Consider the following 18263-nt stretch of genomic DNA (forward strand, 5'->3'; position numbering starts at 1 on the left):
AGGCGAATTCTTATATCTTTGCCAAAAGCCGCAAGACCTTGAAATAGAGGTCTCGCGGCTTTTGGTTGTAATCGATTTGGAAATGGCTAGCCTTCGACTGTATTTCCAGAACGTTCTTCTTTGCAGGGGCTTAAATGAAGTAAATATTGTAAAAGTGTGCGTACCATTACCCCCGTTGCTCCCTTAGGATTCACTCCGCGTTCCTTGGACAGAAATGCCGTTCCGGCAATGTCCAGATGAATCCATGGCAGACCCTCTGCGAACTCGCCGATGAACAATCCTGCCGTTGTGGCTCCGCCGTATCTCCCTGCCGCATTACGGATATCAGCCACCTCGCTCCGCAGCATTTCCCGGAACTCGGGATACACTGGCAGCTTCCAGATCCTCTCTCCAGCTCTAATCGAAGCCGTCTCTAATTCCTCCATCATTGTCTCGTTATTGGTTACAGCTCCTGTTGCAAGGTCACCCAGAACCGATAGCACAGCACCTGTCAGGGTCGCTACATCGATAATCCGCTCTGCTCCCCACTCCCGGGAATAGGTAAGTGCATCCGCCAGTATAATTCGGCCTTCCGCATCGGTATTTAATATTTCAATGGTTCGTCCGCTCAGGGAGGTAACGATATCTCCCGGTTTGAAGGCATTTGGTGCAGGCATGTTCTCAGCGGAAGGAATAACCATTACCACGTTAATCCGCGGACGCAGCGTGCCCAGCGCATCCATGACCCCGAGCACCGCTGCTGCTCCACCCATATCGCTGATCATGTCTTCCATGCCTGGCGCTCTTTTCAGGGAAATACCACCGGTGTCGAACGTAACGCCTTTACCGATAATTGCTGTAACATCCTCCCATTGGTTAGTCCCCTGGTAACGGATTACGATCATCCGCGGTGGATGTACGCTTCCTTTGCCGACCGCAAGCAGGCCTCCCATACCTTTTTGTTCGATCTCCTGTTCATCAAGTACTTCTGCAGGGAATCCGTGCCGCTCAGCAATTTCTATCGCGGCCCTTGCAAGTGTTGAAGGTGTCAGCAGATTCCCCGGAAGATTGGTAAGATGGCGTGCCAAACAGGTCGCTTCACCAAATGCCTTTCCCTGCTTAATCCCTTGTATCCATTGATCAGTCTCTACGGTCTCCGCTATCCGTTCCATATGCAGTACAACAGACTCAAGACCGGTGTAGACTGGCTGTTCCCGCTTGTAATGCATCCGAAGGTATCCACCTAGAATAATACCCTCCACGAGCGCTTGGCTGGCCTCATCAGCTCCAATAGCAGTCAGTAGACTTAAGGTGTCAGGCACCTGAATAAGAAGCCTGCCAGCCTTCAGCTTGAGTGCAGCGCGAGCTGCTTGAGCAGCTAGAACACGAAGTTCCTCCGCTTGAAGAAGGCCGCTTCCGCTGCCGGCCAGAATGACAACAGGTAACTCAGGCATTCCTTCTACGGGGATAGCATAGGTTTGGTTCAGCTTGCCGGCGAATAATCCGGCTTTAGCCAGCATACTTATTTGTCTGGACCATTCAGCAGCCTTATTGCCACCTTCACATTCAGCCTCAGATATAACGATACATAAGGCATCACCCTGTAGTGACTTTGACGGGCTGCCGCTGCTCCAATGAATATCGATAATAATCCCTCCTCGCCAGTAGCCCAATGATGTTTTCCTCCACCATAACACAGCGAGGCTGATTCCTACACAGAACTTGCTGCGCGGGAATCAGCCTCTCATGAATCTAATTTACCTAAATATACAGGTGTGATATTGAATTACTGAATCAGCGGCAGCGAAATGACAAATCGCGTCCCCTCGTTAAGCCGGCTGCTGACTGAAATGCATCCCCCATGGTTCTTGATAATCCGGTCACTGACGGACAAACCAAGTCCAGTCCCGTTTTCCTTCGTGGTGAAAAAAGGATTGAACAACCTGTCCAAGGTGCAGATATCCATCCCTCTGCCATTATCAGAGATAAAGATGCGAACCTCCGCACCTTCCCTGCGTGCCCCCAGCTCGATCCTGCCCATAGCGTCATCCACTTTTTCAGTAATTGCTTCCATCGCATTTCTTATCATATTGAGAACGACCTGCTTCATCTGTTTGATATCGCCGGAGATGATCATATCCTCCTGAAACGGCTGAAGCTGGATCTCACAGCCTTTCATTAATGCTTCACTTTCGGTAAGCAGGACAACTTCCTTAAGCAGCCCCGACACAGAAATCATGGCTACCTGAGGCACTGAAGGTTTGGAGGACATAAGAAATTCGTGAATAATATCATTGGCCCGATCAATCTCCGCTAATATGATCTTGGCGTATTCCTCCTTGCCCAGCTGATGAAGATGGGGATGAAGTAATTGTATAAAACCGCGGATCGCTGTAAGCGGATTACGGATTTCATGAGCAATCGAAGCTGACAATTTGCCCAACATCACCAGACTGTCGTTCTGATATGCTGTTTGCTCAATCAGCTTGTAGTCGGAGATTTCCTTGAACGTGAACAGATAGCAGCCTTTCATTTGTTCGCCACTGCATAAAGTTACTTTCCAATACCGGCCGTATTCATCTACAAACTCATAGCTTGGCTTACCTTTTTTCATGATTTCACGATATCCGCGCAATACCTGTTTCTTCTTGAACCGGTTCATCTGGATATTAGACAATAAATGAATCATAGTGCAGCCCAACAGCGAATGTCTGCTCAGTCCCAGAATAGCATACATTTGCTTGTTCACAAATGTTAGTACTCCTTCTTCATCAAAAAGCATGATTCCGCTGTCCATTTGCTCGAGTACATCCTCATATGTAGTAGTCATCGGCCCAGTTTGAAACGTTCTTGCCGGCAGAAGCAAGCTTTCCTGATATTGGCTTATCACGATACGAAGTTCCCCCTTTTACTGCATTTGACGAAGACGCTTAAGCGACATCAAATTACTATGTATATGAGTATATGACGAAGCCGCCAGAACATTCGGAAATCGTATTATATTATCCAACCGTTTCAACTATATTCCAATCATATCCAAGAGAAGCAGACAACGCAATCAGAGAAACTGTCGAATTGCAAAATTATTCCTAAAATGATTCTAAAGACACACTTATTCCTATTGTGAAACCAGTTTCCCTCCTCTTTTAGTTAAACTGACTGCAAAAAGAGCCCCCGCTATAGCGAAGGCTCTGGATCTACATATCAGGCTGCTCCAACAAACAGTCTGTTTCTTTCAGGCTTTTTGCTGCAAGCGGTGGCGCCGCTGACTCATAACAGCCAGACGTTTCTTAAGCTCCCGCTCCCATTTGGTATCTTCGATCTGCTTGGCTACAGCCAGCAGGTCAAGGGCCATATCAATCTGGCTGCGCACGATGTGCAGCGGATCTTCACTCTCTACATTAATGACATTCTCGAAAATAGCTTCCTCGTCTTCCATCACATAATCCTGGAAATCAACATCTGTGACACCGTCTCCATGGGCATATTCGGCCAAGATTTCATATTCATTTTCAACTTTATAATGTACCTCTACCCGATGGCAGACCGGGCAAAAAAGCAGGGGAACATTATGGACTTGCGTGCGATAATGCTTTAGGGTTCCCTTCGTTCCAACCATACTCGCTCCACAGCAAAAGCTCATTTTTGTTCACCCTCCTTGGTATTTACATTGATTTAATATTATATTACACAATGGCGGCGGAGATTCCTCGCCTTGAAGCTATAAATTAACCTTTGCGCCCATTTTCAAACGGGAGTTCCGTTGCCTATGGGCTATTTGGTGCAAAAAACCCCCTCGCCGGAAATTACTCCCGCAAGGAGGTTTTTCTAAATATCTCAAAGATCAGTGCTTAACTGAGCCCTTGCTTACAGGTTCTTGTCGCCGGGTTTCCAGTTCATGGCGCACAATCCGCCTGATTGCAAAGCTTGCAGAACACGGAGAGTTTCTTCTACACTGCGGCCTACATCATTGTGGTTAACTACCTGATACTTCAGTTCACCGTCAGGATCGATGATGAACAAGCCGCGCAGTGCGATCCCTTCTTCTTCAATCAGGATGCCATAATCACTGGCAACCTTCTTAGTGATATCAGATGCCAGCGGAAAGTTGATGGGTCCAAGACCGTTCGAATCCTTAGGTGTAGTGATCCAAGCCTTGTGGCTGTGAACCGAATCGATACTTACACCAAGAATTTCGGTATCAAGTGCCGTGAAATCAGCTGCAGCATCGCTTAATGCTGTGATTTCTGTAGGGCATACAAAGGTGAAATCAAGCGGATAAAAGAAGAATACAAGCCATTTGCCGCGATAGTCGGACAAGCTTACCTTACCGAAATCTTTACCGTCGCCCGTTACGGTTTCCATTGTAAAATCTGGGGCTGGTTTACCTACCAAACGTTCTGCCATTGCTTAAATCCTCCTTTGAGTATGTAAGAAAAACAATTGTTGAAATCCACTTCCAGTGCAATATGCTTTTCTTGATTGGATGAGTTGGTGAATACTTGTTGCTATAGACCAAATGGTATCATCGTACAAAATTAAAGTCAATATTACAGTCATTACTTTTTTATAATTATTATAAATAAGCAATTTTCTGTGAAGTTTTTTGTTTTTCTGCTTCAAAAGGAGAACAGCTGGATTACATCCTAGGCTTTACGGATAGCGGCAACAATGAGATCACCCATCTCTGTAGTGCTGATAGCCTTACTCTTGTCTACAGCGATATCACTGGTACGGTGACCGGCATCAAGCACTTCTGCCACTGCAGCTTCAATGGCCGCTGCCGCTGCCTCATAACCAAAGGTCATACGGAACATTAGAGCGAGCGACAGAATCGTAGCGATCGGATTTGCCAGGCCTTGTCCGGCAATATCAGGCGCAGAGCCGTGTACCGGTTCATACAGACCGTAGCTGCCTTCGCCCAGCGATGCCGAGGCGAGCATACCTATCGAACCGGTCAGCATCGCTGCTTCATCACTCAGGATATCGCCAAACATATTCTCAGTCACAATAACATCAAAGCTGGCAGGACGACGCAGCAGCTGCATAGCGCAGTTATCAACGAGCACATGCTCCAGCTCTACTTGCGGATATTCCGGAGCAATTCTGTTCACAACCTCACGCCAGAGGCGTGAAGTCTCGAGAACATTCGCCTTATCGACACTTGCCAGCTTGTTGCGGCGTTTGCCGGCAATTTCAAAGGCCTGGCGCACGATGCGCTCCACTTCCGTAACATTATATACGCAAGTATCCACAGCCTCTTCGCCGAATTCACCTTGACGGCGCAGCTTGTCTCCGAAATAAATGCCGCCGGTCAGCTCGCGGACCACCATAAGATCCGTACCTTCCAGCACTTCCGGTTTCAGTGTTGACGCATCCTTCAGGCAGTCAAAAACGACAGCCGGACGCAGATTGGAGAACAGTCCCAGCGCCTTACGGATACCCAGCAGGCCAGTTTCCGGACGCAGTTCCTTCGGGTTGTTATCCCATTTCGGTCCACCGACTGCACCCAGCAGCACGGCATCCGCCTTGCGGCAGATCTCGAGTGTGTCCTCCGGAAGCGGAGTTCCCCGTTCATCAATGGCGATTCCGCCAAAGAGTGCCTGCTCGGTTTCAAACGCATAACCGAACAAATCTTCCATTCTTTTCAATACTTTCAACGCTTCTGCCACAACTTCAGGTCCGATACCGTCCCCGGCGATTACGGCGATTTTTTTGACCTCGCTCATTCCCGTCACTCCTCTGATTTCTGCTGCTCGCAGACATAGTTCTTCTGTATATTGTTGTATCATACCTAAGCCCAAAGGACAAAGATATAGATTCTATGGGAGTGATAGGCCCAGCCTATAACGCAAAGTAAATGAAGACGGGCCATTGCACTAGCGGTTCCCCACCCGGCAGGGCCTGTCTGTTCATTTGCTCTTGTTTCTTAAGTTGTTTACAATAAGTATGTACTTATCTAGATAACCGGCTTGGCCATTACAGTTAGAGGAGTTGTTGTGTGGTGCAGTACGCAAAGCTTGGAAAATCAGGTATGAAGGTAAGCCGCCTTTGTCTCGGAACGATGAATTTTGGTCCGATTACGGATGAAAAGGAAGCTTTCCGCATTATGGACGCCGCACTGGATGCGGGGGTCAACTTTTTTGATACGGCCAATGTGTATGGCTGGGGTGAGAATTCCGGACTTACCGAGACGATTATCGGACGCTGGTTCAAGCAGGGCGGAGGTCGGCGGGAAAAGGTAGTACTGGCCACCAAAGTCTACGGCGCCATGAGCGACAAGCTTGACGGCCCTAATGATGAAAGCGGTCTCTCGTCCTATATTATCCGGCGGCATCTGGAGGGCTCGCTCCAGCGTCTGCAGACTGATCACATTGAGCTGTATCAGATGCACCATGTAGACCGGAGTGTCTCGTGGGATGAGCTGTGGAGCGCCTTTGAACTCGCAGTGAGCCAGGGGAAAATCGGCTATGTCGGCTCCAGCAACTTTGCCGGCTGGGATATCGCAGTAGCGCAGCAGGAAGCCAAAGCCCGGGGATTCCTGGGGCTTGTATCGGAGCAGCATAAATACAGCCTCACCTGCCGTCTGCCGGAGCTGGAGGTTCTTCCTGCATCCCAGAACCTCGGTCTGGGGATTATCCCCTGGAGTCCGCTCGACGGGGGACTGCTGGGACGCAATGCGCTCAAGAAAATCGAGGGCAGCCGCAGCGGCGGGAACGCAGATCGGGTAGAACAGCACAAGAACCAGCTTGAAGCTTTTGCCGAACTCAGCCTTGAGCTTGGCGAACCGCAGGACAACATCGCTCTGGCCTGGCTGCTGGCAAATCCCACAGTCACGGCACCAATTATCGGACCGCGGACGCTGGAGCAGTTCGAAAGCGCACTGCGCAGCCTTGAAGTTGTTCTGGACGAGTCCGTACTGAAGCGACTGGACGAGATCTTCCCTGGCCCGGGCGGTGCAGCACCGAAGGCCTATGCCTGGTAGAGTGAGTTCCATGTGAGCTCAAATCGCGCTCACGACTGCTGGAGCAAGTGCGGGTTAACAAGCAGAAGCAACAGGCGGGGAGCAGATCCCTCACTTCACACCGCAAAAAAGAAGCTGTTGTTCATGGCAGTCATTCTGCCAGGCACAACAGCTCTTTTTATCCGCATCCGGTCTAAACTCCTAGTTATTCTGCCGTATCCACTGTCACTGATCCATTACTCGTAGACAAGGAGACTTTGTGCGTCCCGCTCCCGAGCACAGCAGTTCCGTGACTGTTATCGTCACCATCCCATTTGACATTCCCTTTCAGAGAGCCGTTGCTGGTATCTGCAGTAATCGTTGCATCGGTAACAGCTGGCAGGCCCACTACAATCTTGCCATTGCTGGAGGAACACTCCCATCCGCCGGTGATCGCCGAGTTAATCGTGATCTTGCCGTTGCTGCTCTTGGCATACAACGAACCGTCGATATTGCCAAGATTCAGAGCACCATTGGAGCTAACCAGCTTCACTTCACCCTGCACATTCTGCACAGTTAATGTCCCATTGCTGGTGTGCGCATCTACACCGCCGGCTACATCATGAATGTCCAGTCTTCCATTACTAGTGTTCATTTCAACACCAGACTTCAAATTTCCAGCTTCAATCGATCCGTCACTGGTTTCAACCTCTACTGCAAGATTGCTGGGAAGGTTGACATTTATATAGGGATCTTTGAAATTAAATCCAATATGAATGTTGGAGAGCCAGCCGGAATCCCCTTCAAGCTTCATAGTCAAGGTGTCTCCTTCGGCTACAACTGACCACTTCTGCTCCAGTGCGCTTGACCCTTCACTCTCCGATTTCCCCGGCACTTCCAGCTTCCCCTCATAGTCAAGCGTATTTCCGTCCACACCGCTCAGCTTAACCTTACCGTGTGGCAGTTCAATCTTCACATTTTTGATCCCTGCCTGCACATCCACTGTTCCGTTTACCGGCACAAGCTGTGTTCTTCCAAAAATCCCGCTGAGCGAGCCATCGGCCAGCACCCTCTGGGCACCGCTTGCTGCAACCAATACCACGATCAGGACAATAGCCCAGCCGCTAACACGGGTTTTGGCATCGGACTTAATAAATATCCGGAGCAGCGTCTCCAGCCCGAACAGTATAAGTAGTGCAGGCCAGAGATAAGCAAGCGCCTGGTAAGTAACCACATCAAATTGGGCCAGTGCAATAATCCCCCCCAACATGATGCAGCCCAAAGCTGCGGTAAAACTGCCGATCTTCCATCTCGCCATTGTTCATTTCCCCATTTCTCTATACTTTTGGATTTTTCTTCAGCATTCTCAGCCCGTAGCCGATCAGCCCCAGGGACAACAGAATGGATCCGATATTCATATCGGTGAGTAAATCCCAGAGCCCTGGAAAGGTGGTAATGATCAGCAGCAGAATGCCCGCAGTTACACAGCCAAAACCGACCCAGACCGGACTAACTTCATCATTGGGATAAGCCGGACTGGCAGGCATCCCCATACTCCAGGGCACACCGTAGCTATCAGGGTGGAACATCATACGTTCATGCTCTTCGGCAGCTATTTTCATCCACGCGGCTTTCTGAAGGGCATCAAATAATTGATAGAACCACAGAGCAGCCAATGCGAACGGGAAAACCGTTGGCATGGAAGGGATAAAGATAATACACAGTGCTGCTCCAATCATATACTCAAGACCCAATTTTTTGAAGCCTAAATACAGATGTCCGATTCCCGGAATCATAGCCAGAAGAAAGGTGAGCCAACGTCTTTTTTTGATCATAACATATCCTCCTATTTGAAGTTGCTGATATATTGATTTATTTATTTGTACCATCAGAGTTAAGCCAGGCGCTGACCGATGTGGACATATGTCCATTAATCTCAGTAATACCGTAGGCCATATCTTTGAACACCCCAAGCTGCAGCAGCAGAAAAGTCAAACCAACCGCGACCCCATAATGTACCCAAGAGGTTCTGGGAGCTGTGCGGCGTCTTGCCATAGTTGCTCTGACTGCCCTTTCCCGGCGACCCGATTCCAGTTGTTCAATTTGCCCCATAACATCGGCAGTAATATCCGGAAAATCAAGTGTATCCAAGGACTCTTGTCCATTCTCCATTTCATTCCATAGCGCAGACATTTCTCTTGCTTCCTCCAGCCACTGTGCGCAATCGGGACAAGACTCGATGTGCAGACGGATTCTCAGCTCCGCTTCCGGAGACAGCAAGCCTTCGATATAATGCGGCATCCATTCTTTGACTGTTGCACAATTCATCGCCATTCCTCCCCGTTTTTACGCATCATCTGTCTGGCCCTGTACAGCTGTGACTCTACTGTTTTTACCGAAACGCCTTTCTGCTCGGCAATCTCCTGATAAGAGTGTCGCTGAAAATAATACATCTGCACGACCGACCGGTACGGTTCTGTGAGATGGTTCAGATTCTCGCCCAGCTCCTCCGAAGCTTCCTTACGGAGCAGCACATGCTCAGGCGTCTGCGATGTCACCCAATCATTCTCTGTATAATCCGCCGTACTGCGGTGCTTCCATTCCCTGTCATTGGCCCGTTTCCAGTCCAGGCAGGTCCGGTAAGCAATCCGGTACAGCCATGTGGAGAATGAGGATTGCCCTCTGAAGGAAGGGAGCGCCTTGTAGGCTTTGATAAAGACTTCCTGGGCCATATCCTTGGCCGACTCGGCTTCTCCTGTAATCTTGATACATACCCGATACACCATGCCTTGATAGCGCGACACCAAATGCTCAAAAGCCTGATGCTGCCCGTTTAGCACGGCTGATATCCACTCTGCCTCTTCCAAGTAGTTCTCCCCTCCTTCAGCTTCATAATATTAGACGCCGGGCCTATGACTTCCCCTGCAACTTATTTCATATTTTTTTAATCCCGGTAATTTCAAATCCTCTATTCTATATCCTACAACAAGAATACTCCATTTTTGAAGGGATACCCCTGATTATCCAGCGATAAAAGCACTCTGCATAAGCAGAATGCCGAGGATTTGAAACTTCTGATCACCGTCGGCCGCCGCATGTCCCTGCTGCTCAACGATCTGTTGGATCTGTCACAGCTTCGCGAGAGCAATATCCAATTGAAGCTGCAAAGCCTCCACATTCAATCCGCGGCTCCGGGAGTAGTGGACATGCTGGGACCGAAGGTGCACTCACTGTATAATTGGTAGCCTCAGTAGTTCCTGCGGTGCCGCTTGAGCTGGTCAGGAAATTAACCGGGAAGACTTGCAGTGAACCAGGCAAGAGCTCTTGCGTGTTGTTAAAATAATCCTTCAGTACAGCATCTGCCTGGGCAAGCTGAAGCTCATTATAGTTGTAATCAATCTCCCAGGACGTTACCTGTGTTGCCGGATATTATCGGTGGACGATTTCTTTAAAAAGGTACCCTGCGATACGCTCACTGTCGCTGATGCTGTAGCCCCCGCCTGGTTTGAACCGCTGAAGACTGCAGTATTGGTAAAGCTCGTCTTGGCAGCATCCGTTATGTCCGTAGTATATTGAATACGGTATGCCCCCGTGATCGTTGAATCATTAAAAGCAACATTCAACTTGCCGGAAGGTGTCGTTACAGCATAACGCGAAGCATCGAGCTCCGCTCCCTGTGTAACGGAACCATCCAGCTTCACATTAAGGTTAAACACCTTGACGTCCAGCGGATCCACCAGCGCCAGGCCGGCAGGAATCGTATCGGTAACCGTTGCTCCTTGGACACTCGACAATACTTTGTTCACGTCTACAGTCCAAATAATCTGCTTGGCGTTTATGTTATCCTTGTTGGAGCCGGTTGGAACTCCGCTCTTGGCAATGGGAGAGGTGACATCAGGAATGAACGTAAGCGTCACCGTCTGATTGCCTCCGTTGATCGGGAACACGATCTGCTGGACAGTCGTTTCCGTAAATTTAGTTTTATCGAATTTGGTGCTAATGGTAAAGGAACCGTGTACACCGAAATAACTTTTAATGTCATCGTTAAAGGTCATAACCACTTTGTTCGGGCTGCCCTTCAGGACATCAAAATGACCTAGTGGAACGCCGTCAAACATCAGAGGAGTTCCGCTAATATCACTTGCTAGCACAAACTTGTCAGGCAACTCGAAGCTGTATGTATCACCGCCTTTATACGTTGAATCCGGAAGCTCCCAAGTATAGGTAAGCTTCACTTCAGCCCCTTGCTTATAGACAACGTCTGTTACGGGAACCCCGTTGTCATATACGTCCATAGTTACACTGGTGATGATATTGCCGGTTATTTCCGCTGCGTTGGCCTGTGTGTTGAAGCCAAAGCTGTAAGCCCCTTGTATGAAAATAATAAGTAAACTAAGTATGACTGCCATTCTTTTTTTAATCATTACCAGTTGTCTCCTTTTTCTCCCCGAGTAAGATATCAGCCTTAACTGTAATCTTCACGCATGAACAATTTCTGAACAGCCTATGTACAAGCGGATATTTTTCTTCTATTTTCGATTTTTTTTTCACAAAAACGACAATAAATTCAGAGTTAATATCACAGATAACATTATATATAGTAACTAAAGTCACTGATAAAACACTGATACTTTCCAGCATACTCATGGGCAACTGAGCTATCTGTAACATCATTCGAATACTGCAGCACAAAAAAAGCCATCCGGTCAGCAGAGGGGACTCCACTGAAGGAATGGCTTCAATAATTACACTATACAAAAAATCTTATGGGTTACAACTGCGCATGATCACGCTGTGTATACGTCTTACGTTTCTCCAGCAGCTTGTTGAGCGCATCCAGATACGCACGGGCGCTCGCCTCCAGAATATCTGTGCTGAGTCCTCGGCCCTGTGCGGCAACCTCTCCCTGTGACAATACCACATGCACCTCACCCTGCGCGTCCTTGCCCCGGCTTACGGCCTTAATGGAGTAGTCACCAAGCGTAACTTCCTCCCCTGTCGCCTGATCAATGGCATTATAGATCGCATCTACTGACCCGTTGCCTTCAGCAACCGCAACAATCGGTTGCGGGTCTGGCCCGTTAATGATTACCTTGGCTTCAGGAGTGGCCTCATTGCCATAAGTGACATAAATCGTCTGCAGACTAAAAACTTCCGGAGTATCGGTCAGCTTTTCTTCCAGCAGCGCCAGAATGTCCTCATCGGATACTTCCTTCTTCTTATCTGCCAGATCCTTAAATTTGGCAAACGCAGTATTCAGTTCTTCCTCCAAGAGCTCATAGCCCAGATCACTGAGCTTTTCGCGGAATGCATGGCGGCCGGAATGTTTGCCCAGCACCAGCTTGCTCTCTTTGAGCCCGATGGTTTCAGGTGTCATGATTTCGTAAGTGGTTTTCTCCTTCAGCATGCCGTCCTGGTGAATCCCGGATTCATGGGCGAAGGCATTAGCACCGACAATCGCCTTGTTGCCTGGAACAACCATGCCTGTCAGCTTGCTGACCAGACGGCTGGTACGGGCGATCTCAGAAAGTACAAGCGATGTCTTGGCATCGAAAAACTCACTGCGTGTCTCCAGCGCCAGCGCTACCTCTTCAATAGCTGTATTCCCGGCGCGTTCGCCAATGCCGTTGATGGTACCTTCGATCTGATCGGCACCGTTCTGAATCGCAGCCAGCGTATTCGCTGTAGCCATTCCCAAATCATTATGACAATGGGCGCTAAGCTGAACTTTTTCAATATCCGGTACGGTGTCCTTAAGAAACTTGAAGATTGCACCATATTCCGAGGGGTTCAGATAACCGACAGTATCGGGAATATTGACCACATTCGCACCTTCACGAATCGCCATCGCCACCATTTCAGCCATGAAGTCACGTTCAGTGCGGCCGGCATCCTCCAGTGAGAATTCCAGCTTGGAGAAATATTTCTTGGCATAACGGATGGCAGCCTGTGCAGTCTCCAGAACCTGTGCCTTTTCCATTCGGAGCTTATGCTGCCGGTGAATCGGTGACGTCGCCAAGAAAAGATGAATGCAGGGGTCCTGCGCTCCCTGAAGCGCTTCTTTAACTGCATCAATATCGCTCTCTCTGGAACGGGAGAGGCCAATCAAAGTTACATTCTTCACGGCTCGCGCTACTGCGTTTACCGCGGCCAGGTCTCCGGGTGACGCTGCAGGAAATCCTGCCTCCATCCGGTCAATCCCCAGCTTCTCCAGCTGGTACGCAATCTCTACCTTTTCACGTGTATTGAGATTGACGCCCGGGGACTGCTCTCCGTCACGCAACGTCGTATCGAACACATATATTTTCCGCAAAGCTGAGCACCTCCTGAAAAAGATTGTGCTTAAACCCTCAAATGCGGCCCGCAAAAAACACGGCCGCATCTGAGAATCACACTATATTACGTTCTTCGTTTGAAGTATATGAGACTATTTCTTAATCCAGTGCATCATTTCACGCAGCTGGCTACCAACTACTTCTACCGGATGAGCAGCTTCGTTGCGGCGGGTGGCTGTCAGGAAGGCACGGCCGGATTGATTTTCAAGAATAAAGTCACGGGCGAATTTACCCTGTTGGATATCGCTGAGCACTTCTTTCATCGCTTTTTTGGTTTCATCTGTAATGATGCGAGGACCTGTTACATAATCACCGTACTCAGCAGTGTTACTGATGGAATCGCGCATGGTTGCAAGTCCGCCTTCATACACAAGGTCAACGATCAGCTTCATTTCATGCAGACATTCGAAGTACGCCATTTCAGGAGCATAGCCTGCTTCGGTAAGTGTCTCGAACCCTGCTTTGATCAACGCGGATACGCCACCGCACAGAACGGCCTGCTCGCCGAACAAGTCGGTTTCGGTTTCTTCACGGAACGAAGTTTCGATAACCCCTGCACGTGTACAGCCGATGCCTTTGGCATAAGCCAAGCCGATAGCCTGAGCATTGCCGGTTGCATCCTGTTCAATTGCAATCAGGCCGGGAACGCCGAAGCCTTCAACATAAGTACGGCGAACCATGTGACCCGGGGATTTTGGAGCCACCAGCAGGACATCCGCATCCTTAGGAGCTACAATTTGGCCAAAATGCACGTTGAAGCCGTGGGAGAACATCAGAGCCGCACCGTTTTTGAGGTTTGGTTCGATTTCATTTTTATATACGGATGCCTGTGTTTCATCCGGCATAAGAATTTGTACAACATCTGCACGGGATACTGCTTCAGCTACCGGCAATACTTCAAAGCCGTCATTTTTGGCGGTTTCGAACGATTTGCCTTCGCGCAGGCCGATGACAACCTGAAGACCACTGTCACGCAGGTTCTGTGCCTGGGCATGCCCTTGGCTGCCGTACCCGATTACTGCAATTGTCTTCCCTTTTAGTACACTAAGTTCTGCATCCTGTTCATAGTACGTTGTCACTGCCATTGTCAATATCCTCCTTTAATTTGGGACCCATCGTAAAGAGCGGGTGCTTCAAGAGCCTTCATTCCTTAGGGTTGGATAGGCTGCTCTTCAAGCCCCCGCTCTTTCGCGGGAATTGCCTTGCCCTTATCTTATCAAATTAATGCAAACAAGCAGTAATCCGTTAAAGCTGTAAAATATAACGATCAGGCATTGCCCCGAATCATTGCCGTAACTCCTGTGCGGGACAGCTCTTTGATGCCATAAGGCTTGAGCAGCTCAATCATTGCATCAATCTTCTGGGTATCTCCAACTACCTGTACGAGCAGGCTGGTTGTACCAATATCCACCACAGAAGCGCGGAAAGTCTCAACAACACCCATGATTTCCGGACGTTCAGCCGGTTCCGCTTTGACTTTGATCAACGCGAGCTCGCGGGCTACCATTGGTTTAGAGCCCAGATCCACTACCTTGATTACATCAATTAGCTTGTAGAGCTGCTTCTCGATCTGCTCCAAAGTGTGCTGGTCACCCAGTGTTACAATCACCATCCGGGACAGGCCTACTTCTTCGGATTGCCCGACGGTGATGCTCTCAATATTGAAGCCACGGCGGCCGAACAGGCCTGACACCCGCTGCAGCACACCCGGCTGGTCATTCACAAGCACAGCAATCGTATGTTTCATCACTGTCATTCATCCCCCATCAGCATTTGATCGATGGTTGACCCTTGAGTTACCATCGGGTAGACATTCTCGTCTTTGGGAACAACGAATTCTACCAGAACGGGTCCCGGCGTTTCGAGTGCTTCTTTCCACGCAGTGGCTGCTTCTTCCTTGTTTGTTGCCCGTAATCCTTTTACCCCGTATGCTTCAGCCAGTTTTACAAAATCCGGGCTGCCTGCAAGGTCGGTATAGCTGTACCGCTTCTCATAGATGAGGTTCTGCCACTGGCGGACCATCCCCAGAACCTGGTTGTTGATCACTACAATTTTAACCGGAATCTTATTGATCGCACAGATCGCAAGCTCCTGTGAACACATTTGCATGCCGCCGTCTCCGTTAATGGAGACTACCAGCCGTTCCGGATATGCCATTTGTGCTCCGATAGCCGACGGAAATCCGAATCCCATCGTTCCAAGTCCACCGGAAGTGATCCATGAACGCGGATGATTGAACTTGTAATACTGAGCTGCCCACATCTGATGCTGACCTACGTCTGTAGTTACGATGGCTTCACCTTTAGTGGTGTCATTGATCATCTCGATGACCCACTGAGGTTTGAGCTCAGTATCGGAATCGTTGTAGCGGAGCGGATAATCCAGCTTCCACTGGGCAATCTGCGTTCTCCAGGCATCGGCATTGGCGGCACGGCTTACTTCAGGAATCAGCATTTCCAGTACCGTTTTCACATCACCAACAATCGGAATATCTGGCGATACATTTTTACCGATTTCAGCCGGATCAATGTCGATATGAACAATTTTCGCTTTTGGTGCGAAACCGTCCAGCTTGCCGGTCACACGGTCATCGAACCGGGCACCGATATTAATCAGCAGATCGCATTGCTGAATGGCATTGTTAGCCGTGTAAGTACCATGCATACCCGGCATTCCCATCCACAGCTCTTCTGCACTCGGGTAACAGCCCAGACCCAGCAATGTTGTGGTGATTGGAATTTCAGTCCGCTTTACGAATTCGTACATGGCCTCATGAGCCCCGGAGTATATGACACCGCCGCCGGCAATGATGATTGGACGTTCTGCAGATGAAATTGCGCGGACCAGCTTATCCAATTGAAGCTTGTTCGGAACCGTGCGCGGATTGTAGCCGCGAAGATTGACGCCCTGCTGTTTGGCCGGAGCAAACAGAGTTTTGGCAGCCGACACATCCTTCGGAATATCAATCAGTACCGGACCTTTGCGGCCGGTGTTTGCGATATGGAATGCTTCATGAATGATACGCGGAAGATCCTCAACATCACGTACCAAATAGCTGTGTTTTGTAATCGGCATGGTTATGCCTGTAATATCGGCTTCCTGAAAAGCGTCCGTTCCAATCAGGCTGGAAAAGACATTACCTGTGATTACTACCAGTGGAACGGAGTCCATAAATGCGGTGGCAATACCTGTTACCAGATTGGTTGCTCCTGGTCCCGAGGTTGCTATGCACACACCCGCCTTACCGCTGGCTCTGGCATAGCCGTCAGCCGCGTGAATCGCGCCTTGCTCATGCCGTGTCAGGATATGGTTGAAATCGGTGAAGCCATGAAGAGCATCGTAGATGTACAATACGGCACCGCCCGGATATCCGAATACGGTATCTACCCCTTCCAATACAAGACTGCGCAGCAGCACCTCGGAACCCGTAATCACCTCGGGATTTTTCCATTTCTCACGTAACTGCTCTATAGACTGTACTTCCGGTATTTGCGCGCTCATCAGTATTCCTCCCTTCGATAGTTAACATTCATTATGCAAATGACAGAACGTCCTATATACGGCCGATAATGTTCCTGGCAACAAAAAAACCTTTCGCCACCCACGCGCAGAAGACAGCGCGTGAGGGACGAAAGGTTGATCTTCCGTGGTACCACCCATGTTTGCATTGCATCTCACGATGCAACACCTTATCAGGATACAAAAATCCATCGATGTAGGCAGGGCCCAAATCTCTGTAACCTGAAGTCCCTAACGCGGACCAAACGATTCCCCCTAATAATTCCACCACTCTTGCCGATAGACCTTTCAGGGAAACAGCTCCGAGGTGAGCTCGTATATAAGGGATTCTGGTGGAGGTTGCAGCAATTCCTCTCACTCTCTGAGCAAAAGAGCCCTTAAAACTTCGTCCTCATCATTGCCGATGCATGTATGTTCGTTAAATGTTTAGACACATTATATGATTCCTCACACGGTTAGTCAATACCCATCTTTTCTGCAATCGTCATAAATCGTTGTTCTATTCTTGCCGGAACGCCCACACCCCTCTGGGCATATGATGTACGACAATGCGTGAAGGGGGCGCTTTATGATTCGTTACCGCAGACCCAAGCAGGATGATACTGTCATTCTTGACTTGATTGAGAAACAGCTGGTTCCATTATCGCATCTTCCGCAGACGGTAATCAACCAGGTCCGAAAAGATCTGCCCCGGCGTCTGGGTCAAGGGGTTACCCTTGTCGCTTGTCCAGATTACGAAAGTAATCCGCTGGGCTTCGTTCATTTCATGCTGCATGGAGACTTGCTCTATATCGACATGCTGGCTATAGCCCCTGCCGCGAGACGCAAACGTTGGGGGAATATGCTCATGGATAGAGCAGAACGGTTTGCACTATCACGCGGGTGCCAGAGGGCCAAAGTTTCTGTGGACATCGGCAATGTGCCGGGCATTTCCTTTTATCAAAAATTGGGCTACAGCGTAGCCCGTTATCAGCCGCAAAACTTCTGCTACGAGTTCGAAAAACCTTTAGCTGGCAGGATCAGAGCTTAAAAGAAACCAATCGGCGGGACGCCGTAACCAGGTCCGTAGCCAGGTCCGTATCCGCCATAAGGTCCGGCTCCAGGTCCGCCGTAAGGTCCGGGAACTCCACCACCATAACCATAACCTCCGCCATATGCGTAGGGAGCTGTACCGATGGCCAGCAAATCAAACAGCACCAGTGGAATCAAGGCCTTGGTTTGCACTTTTTTACCGGTGATCCGTTGTAGTACCAGACGACTGCCTGAAACTCGGAGCAGCTTGCCCGTTACTTTCGTGCCATCCTTTTTCACTGCGACAATATTTTTGCCTACCAGCTTCATCACCTGTCTCTTTGTAACCGGCTGTGCCATATTATCCCTCCTAAAAGTTTGTAAGCATAGGCTTTCAGAGTTCACTTTGTACAAACTAACTTCGAAAGCATAAACTCAAGTTTTGTAAGCATAGGCTTCCTGATTGGCTTCGAACA

General features: G+C 49.2%; 19 protein-coding genes. 3 read left to right on the top strand and 16 right to left on the bottom strand.

Annotated elements, in window-relative coordinates:
- Positions 1-86: 86 nt before the first annotated feature.
- The 5 genes from A3848_RS15520 to leuB form a co-directional block, all read right to left on the bottom strand.
- Complete coding sequence (locus A3848_RS15520) at positions 87-1652, bottom strand: leucyl aminopeptidase (protein ID WP_256702394.1); 1566 nt, start codon at positions 1650-1652, stop codon at positions 87-89.
- Positions 1653-1765: 113 nt separating this feature from the next.
- Positions 1766-2869, bottom strand: coding sequence for an ATP-binding protein (locus A3848_RS15525; protein WP_074085832.1), 1104 nt, complete (start codon positions 2867-2869; stop codon positions 1766-1768).
- 345 nt (positions 2870-3214) lie between these two features.
- The gene (locus tag A3848_RS15530) at positions 3215-3622 is read right to left on the bottom strand and encodes a hypothetical protein (protein ID WP_074085833.1); all 408 of its coding nucleotides are present in this window, start codon (positions 3620-3622) and stop codon (positions 3215-3217) included.
- 224 nt (positions 3623-3846) lie between these two features.
- Positions 3847-4386 (bottom strand): peroxiredoxin, encoded by a 540-nt coding sequence (locus A3848_RS15535; RefSeq protein ID WP_074085834.1) that lies wholly within the window; start codon positions 4384-4386, stop codon positions 3847-3849.
- A 239-nt stretch (positions 4387-4625) separates the two neighbouring features.
- Positions 4626-5708, bottom strand: coding sequence for a 3-isopropylmalate dehydrogenase (gene leuB, locus A3848_RS15540; RefSeq protein WP_074085835.1), 1083 nt, complete (start codon positions 5706-5708; stop codon positions 4626-4628).
- Between the two features lie 275 nt (positions 5709-5983).
- On the opposite strand from leuB, the gene A3848_RS15545 reads away from it, so the two are divergent.
- On the top strand, positions 5984-6964 hold the full coding sequence (locus A3848_RS15545; protein ID WP_074085902.1) for an aldo/keto reductase: 981 nt from the start codon (positions 5984-5986) through the stop codon (positions 6962-6964).
- A 184-nt stretch (positions 6965-7148) separates the two neighbouring features.
- Here A3848_RS15545 and A3848_RS15550 read toward each other — a convergent pair whose 3' ends face one another.
- Genes A3848_RS15550 through A3848_RS15565 form a run of 4 tightly spaced genes read right to left on the bottom strand, consistent with a single transcriptional unit; the run spans position 7149 to position 9789 of the window.
- Complete coding sequence (locus A3848_RS15550) at positions 7149-8240, bottom strand: DUF4097 family beta strand repeat-containing protein (RefSeq protein WP_074085836.1); 1092 nt, start codon at positions 8238-8240, stop codon at positions 7149-7151.
- Positions 8241-8259: 19 nt separating this feature from the next.
- Positions 8260-8757, bottom strand: a complete 498-nt coding sequence (locus A3848_RS15555; protein WP_074085837.1) for a hypothetical protein — start codon at positions 8755-8757, stop codon at positions 8260-8262.
- Between the two features lie 37 nt (positions 8758-8794).
- Complete coding sequence (locus tag A3848_RS15560; protein ID WP_074085838.1) at positions 8795-9250, bottom strand: anti-sigma factor family protein; 456 nt, start codon at positions 9248-9250, stop codon at positions 8795-8797.
- Positions 9247-9789, bottom strand: a complete 543-nt coding sequence (locus tag A3848_RS15565) for an RNA polymerase sigma factor (protein WP_074085839.1) — start codon at positions 9787-9789, stop codon at positions 9247-9249. The genes A3848_RS15560 and A3848_RS15565 overlap by 4 nt, the downstream gene beginning before the upstream one ends.
- 198 nt (positions 9790-9987) lie before the next feature.
- On the opposite strand from A3848_RS15565, the gene A3848_RS33005 reads away from it, so the two are divergent.
- Positions 9988-10167, top strand: coding sequence for a hypothetical protein (locus A3848_RS33005; protein WP_256702395.1), 180 nt, complete (start codon positions 9988-9990; stop codon positions 10165-10167).
- Between the two features lie 165 nt (positions 10168-10332).
- Here A3848_RS33005 and A3848_RS15575 read toward each other — a convergent pair whose 3' ends face one another.
- The 6 genes from A3848_RS15575 to ilvB form a co-directional block, all read right to left on the bottom strand.
- Complete coding sequence (locus A3848_RS15575) at positions 10333-11346, bottom strand: collagen binding domain-containing protein (RefSeq protein ID WP_074085841.1); 1014 nt, start codon at positions 11344-11346, stop codon at positions 10333-10335.
- Positions 11339-11680: a hypothetical protein gene (locus A3848_RS32355; protein ID WP_178382011.1), complete on the bottom strand. Its 342-nt coding sequence runs from the start codon at positions 11678-11680 to the stop codon at positions 11339-11341. The genes A3848_RS15575 and A3848_RS32355 overlap by 8 nt, the downstream gene beginning before the upstream one ends.
- A gap of 13 nt (positions 11681-11693) precedes the next feature.
- Entirely contained in the window at positions 11694-13235 is a 1542-nt protein-coding gene (locus A3848_RS15585) for a 2-isopropylmalate synthase (RefSeq protein ID WP_074085843.1), read from the bottom strand.
- A 114-nt stretch (positions 13236-13349) separates the two neighbouring features.
- On the bottom strand, positions 13350-14342 hold the full coding sequence (gene ilvC, locus A3848_RS15590; RefSeq protein WP_074085844.1) for a ketol-acid reductoisomerase: 993 nt from the start codon (positions 14340-14342) through the stop codon (positions 13350-13352).
- A 182-nt stretch (positions 14343-14524) separates the two neighbouring features.
- Positions 14525-15013 (bottom strand): acetolactate synthase small subunit, encoded by a 489-nt coding sequence (gene ilvN, locus A3848_RS15595; protein WP_074085845.1) that lies wholly within the window; start codon positions 15011-15013, stop codon positions 14525-14527.
- On the bottom strand, positions 15010-16758 hold the full coding sequence (gene ilvB / locus A3848_RS15600) for a biosynthetic-type acetolactate synthase large subunit (RefSeq protein WP_074085846.1): 1749 nt from the start codon (positions 16756-16758) through the stop codon (positions 15010-15012). The genes ilvN and ilvB overlap by 4 nt, the downstream gene beginning before the upstream one ends.
- A gap of 586 nt (positions 16759-17344) precedes the next feature.
- Between ilvB and A3848_RS15605 the strand changes: the two genes are divergently transcribed.
- Positions 17345-17806: a GNAT family N-acetyltransferase gene (locus A3848_RS15605; protein ID WP_074085847.1), complete on the top strand. Its 462-nt coding sequence runs from the start codon at positions 17345-17347 to the stop codon at positions 17804-17806.
- On the opposite strand, the gene A3848_RS15610 is transcribed toward A3848_RS15605, so the two are convergent.
- Positions 17803-18147, bottom strand: a complete 345-nt coding sequence (locus A3848_RS15610) for a hypothetical protein (RefSeq protein WP_074085848.1) — start codon at positions 18145-18147, stop codon at positions 17803-17805. The two genes, A3848_RS15605 and A3848_RS15610, sit on opposite strands and share 4 nt — an antisense overlap.
- Positions 18148-18263 lie beyond the last annotated feature (116 nt).

This window comes from Paenibacillus sp. P32E (assembly GCF_001909085.1).
In the GTDB taxonomy this organism is placed as follows: domain Bacteria; phylum Bacillota; class Bacilli; order Paenibacillales; family Paenibacillaceae; genus Paenibacillus_AQ; species Paenibacillus_AQ helianthi.

Bases quoted from the DNA above. Each gene is read 5' to 3' on its own strand.
- A3848_RS15605 (WP_074085847.1), top strand. From the start codon at position 17,345: ATGATTCGTTACCGCAGACCCAAGCAGGATGATACTGTCATTCTTGAC.
- A3848_RS15575 (WP_074085841.1), bottom strand. From the start codon at position 11,346: ATGATTAAAAAAAGAATGGCAGTCATACTTAGTTTACTTATTATTTTC.
- A3848_RS15560 (WP_074085838.1), bottom strand. From the start codon at position 9,250: ATGAATTGTGCAACAGTCAAAGAATGGATGCCGCATTATATCGAAGGC.
- A3848_RS15555 (WP_074085837.1), bottom strand. From the start codon at position 8,757: ATGATCAAAAAAAGACGTTGGCTCACCTTTCTTCTGGCTATGATTCCG.
- A3848_RS15610 (WP_074085848.1), bottom strand. From the start codon at position 18,147: ATGGCACAGCCGGTTACAAAGAGACAGGTGATGAAGCTGGTAGGCAAA.
- A3848_RS15535 (WP_074085834.1), bottom strand. From the start codon at position 4,386: ATGGCAGAACGTTTGGTAGGTAAACCAGCCCCAGATTTTACAATGGAA.
- ilvC (WP_074085844.1), bottom strand. From the start codon at position 14,342: ATGGCAGTGACAACGTACTATGAACAGGATGCAGAACTTAGTGTACTA.
- A3848_RS15530 (WP_074085833.1), bottom strand. From the start codon at position 3,622: ATGAGCTTTTGCTGTGGAGCGAGTATGGTTGGAACGAAGGGAACCCTA.
- ilvB (WP_074085846.1), bottom strand. From the start codon at position 16,758: ATGAGCGCGCAAATACCGGAAGTACAGTCTATAGAGCAGTTACGTGAG.
- A3848_RS15550 (WP_074085836.1), bottom strand. From the start codon at position 8,240: ATGGCGAGATGGAAGATCGGCAGTTTTACCGCAGCTTTGGGCTGCATC.
- leuB (WP_074085835.1), bottom strand. From the start codon at position 5,708: ATGAGCGAGGTCAAAAAAATCGCCGTAATCGCCGGGGACGGTATCGGA.
- ilvN (WP_074085845.1), bottom strand. From the start codon at position 15,013: ATGACAGTGATGAAACATACGATTGCTGTGCTTGTGAATGACCAGCCG.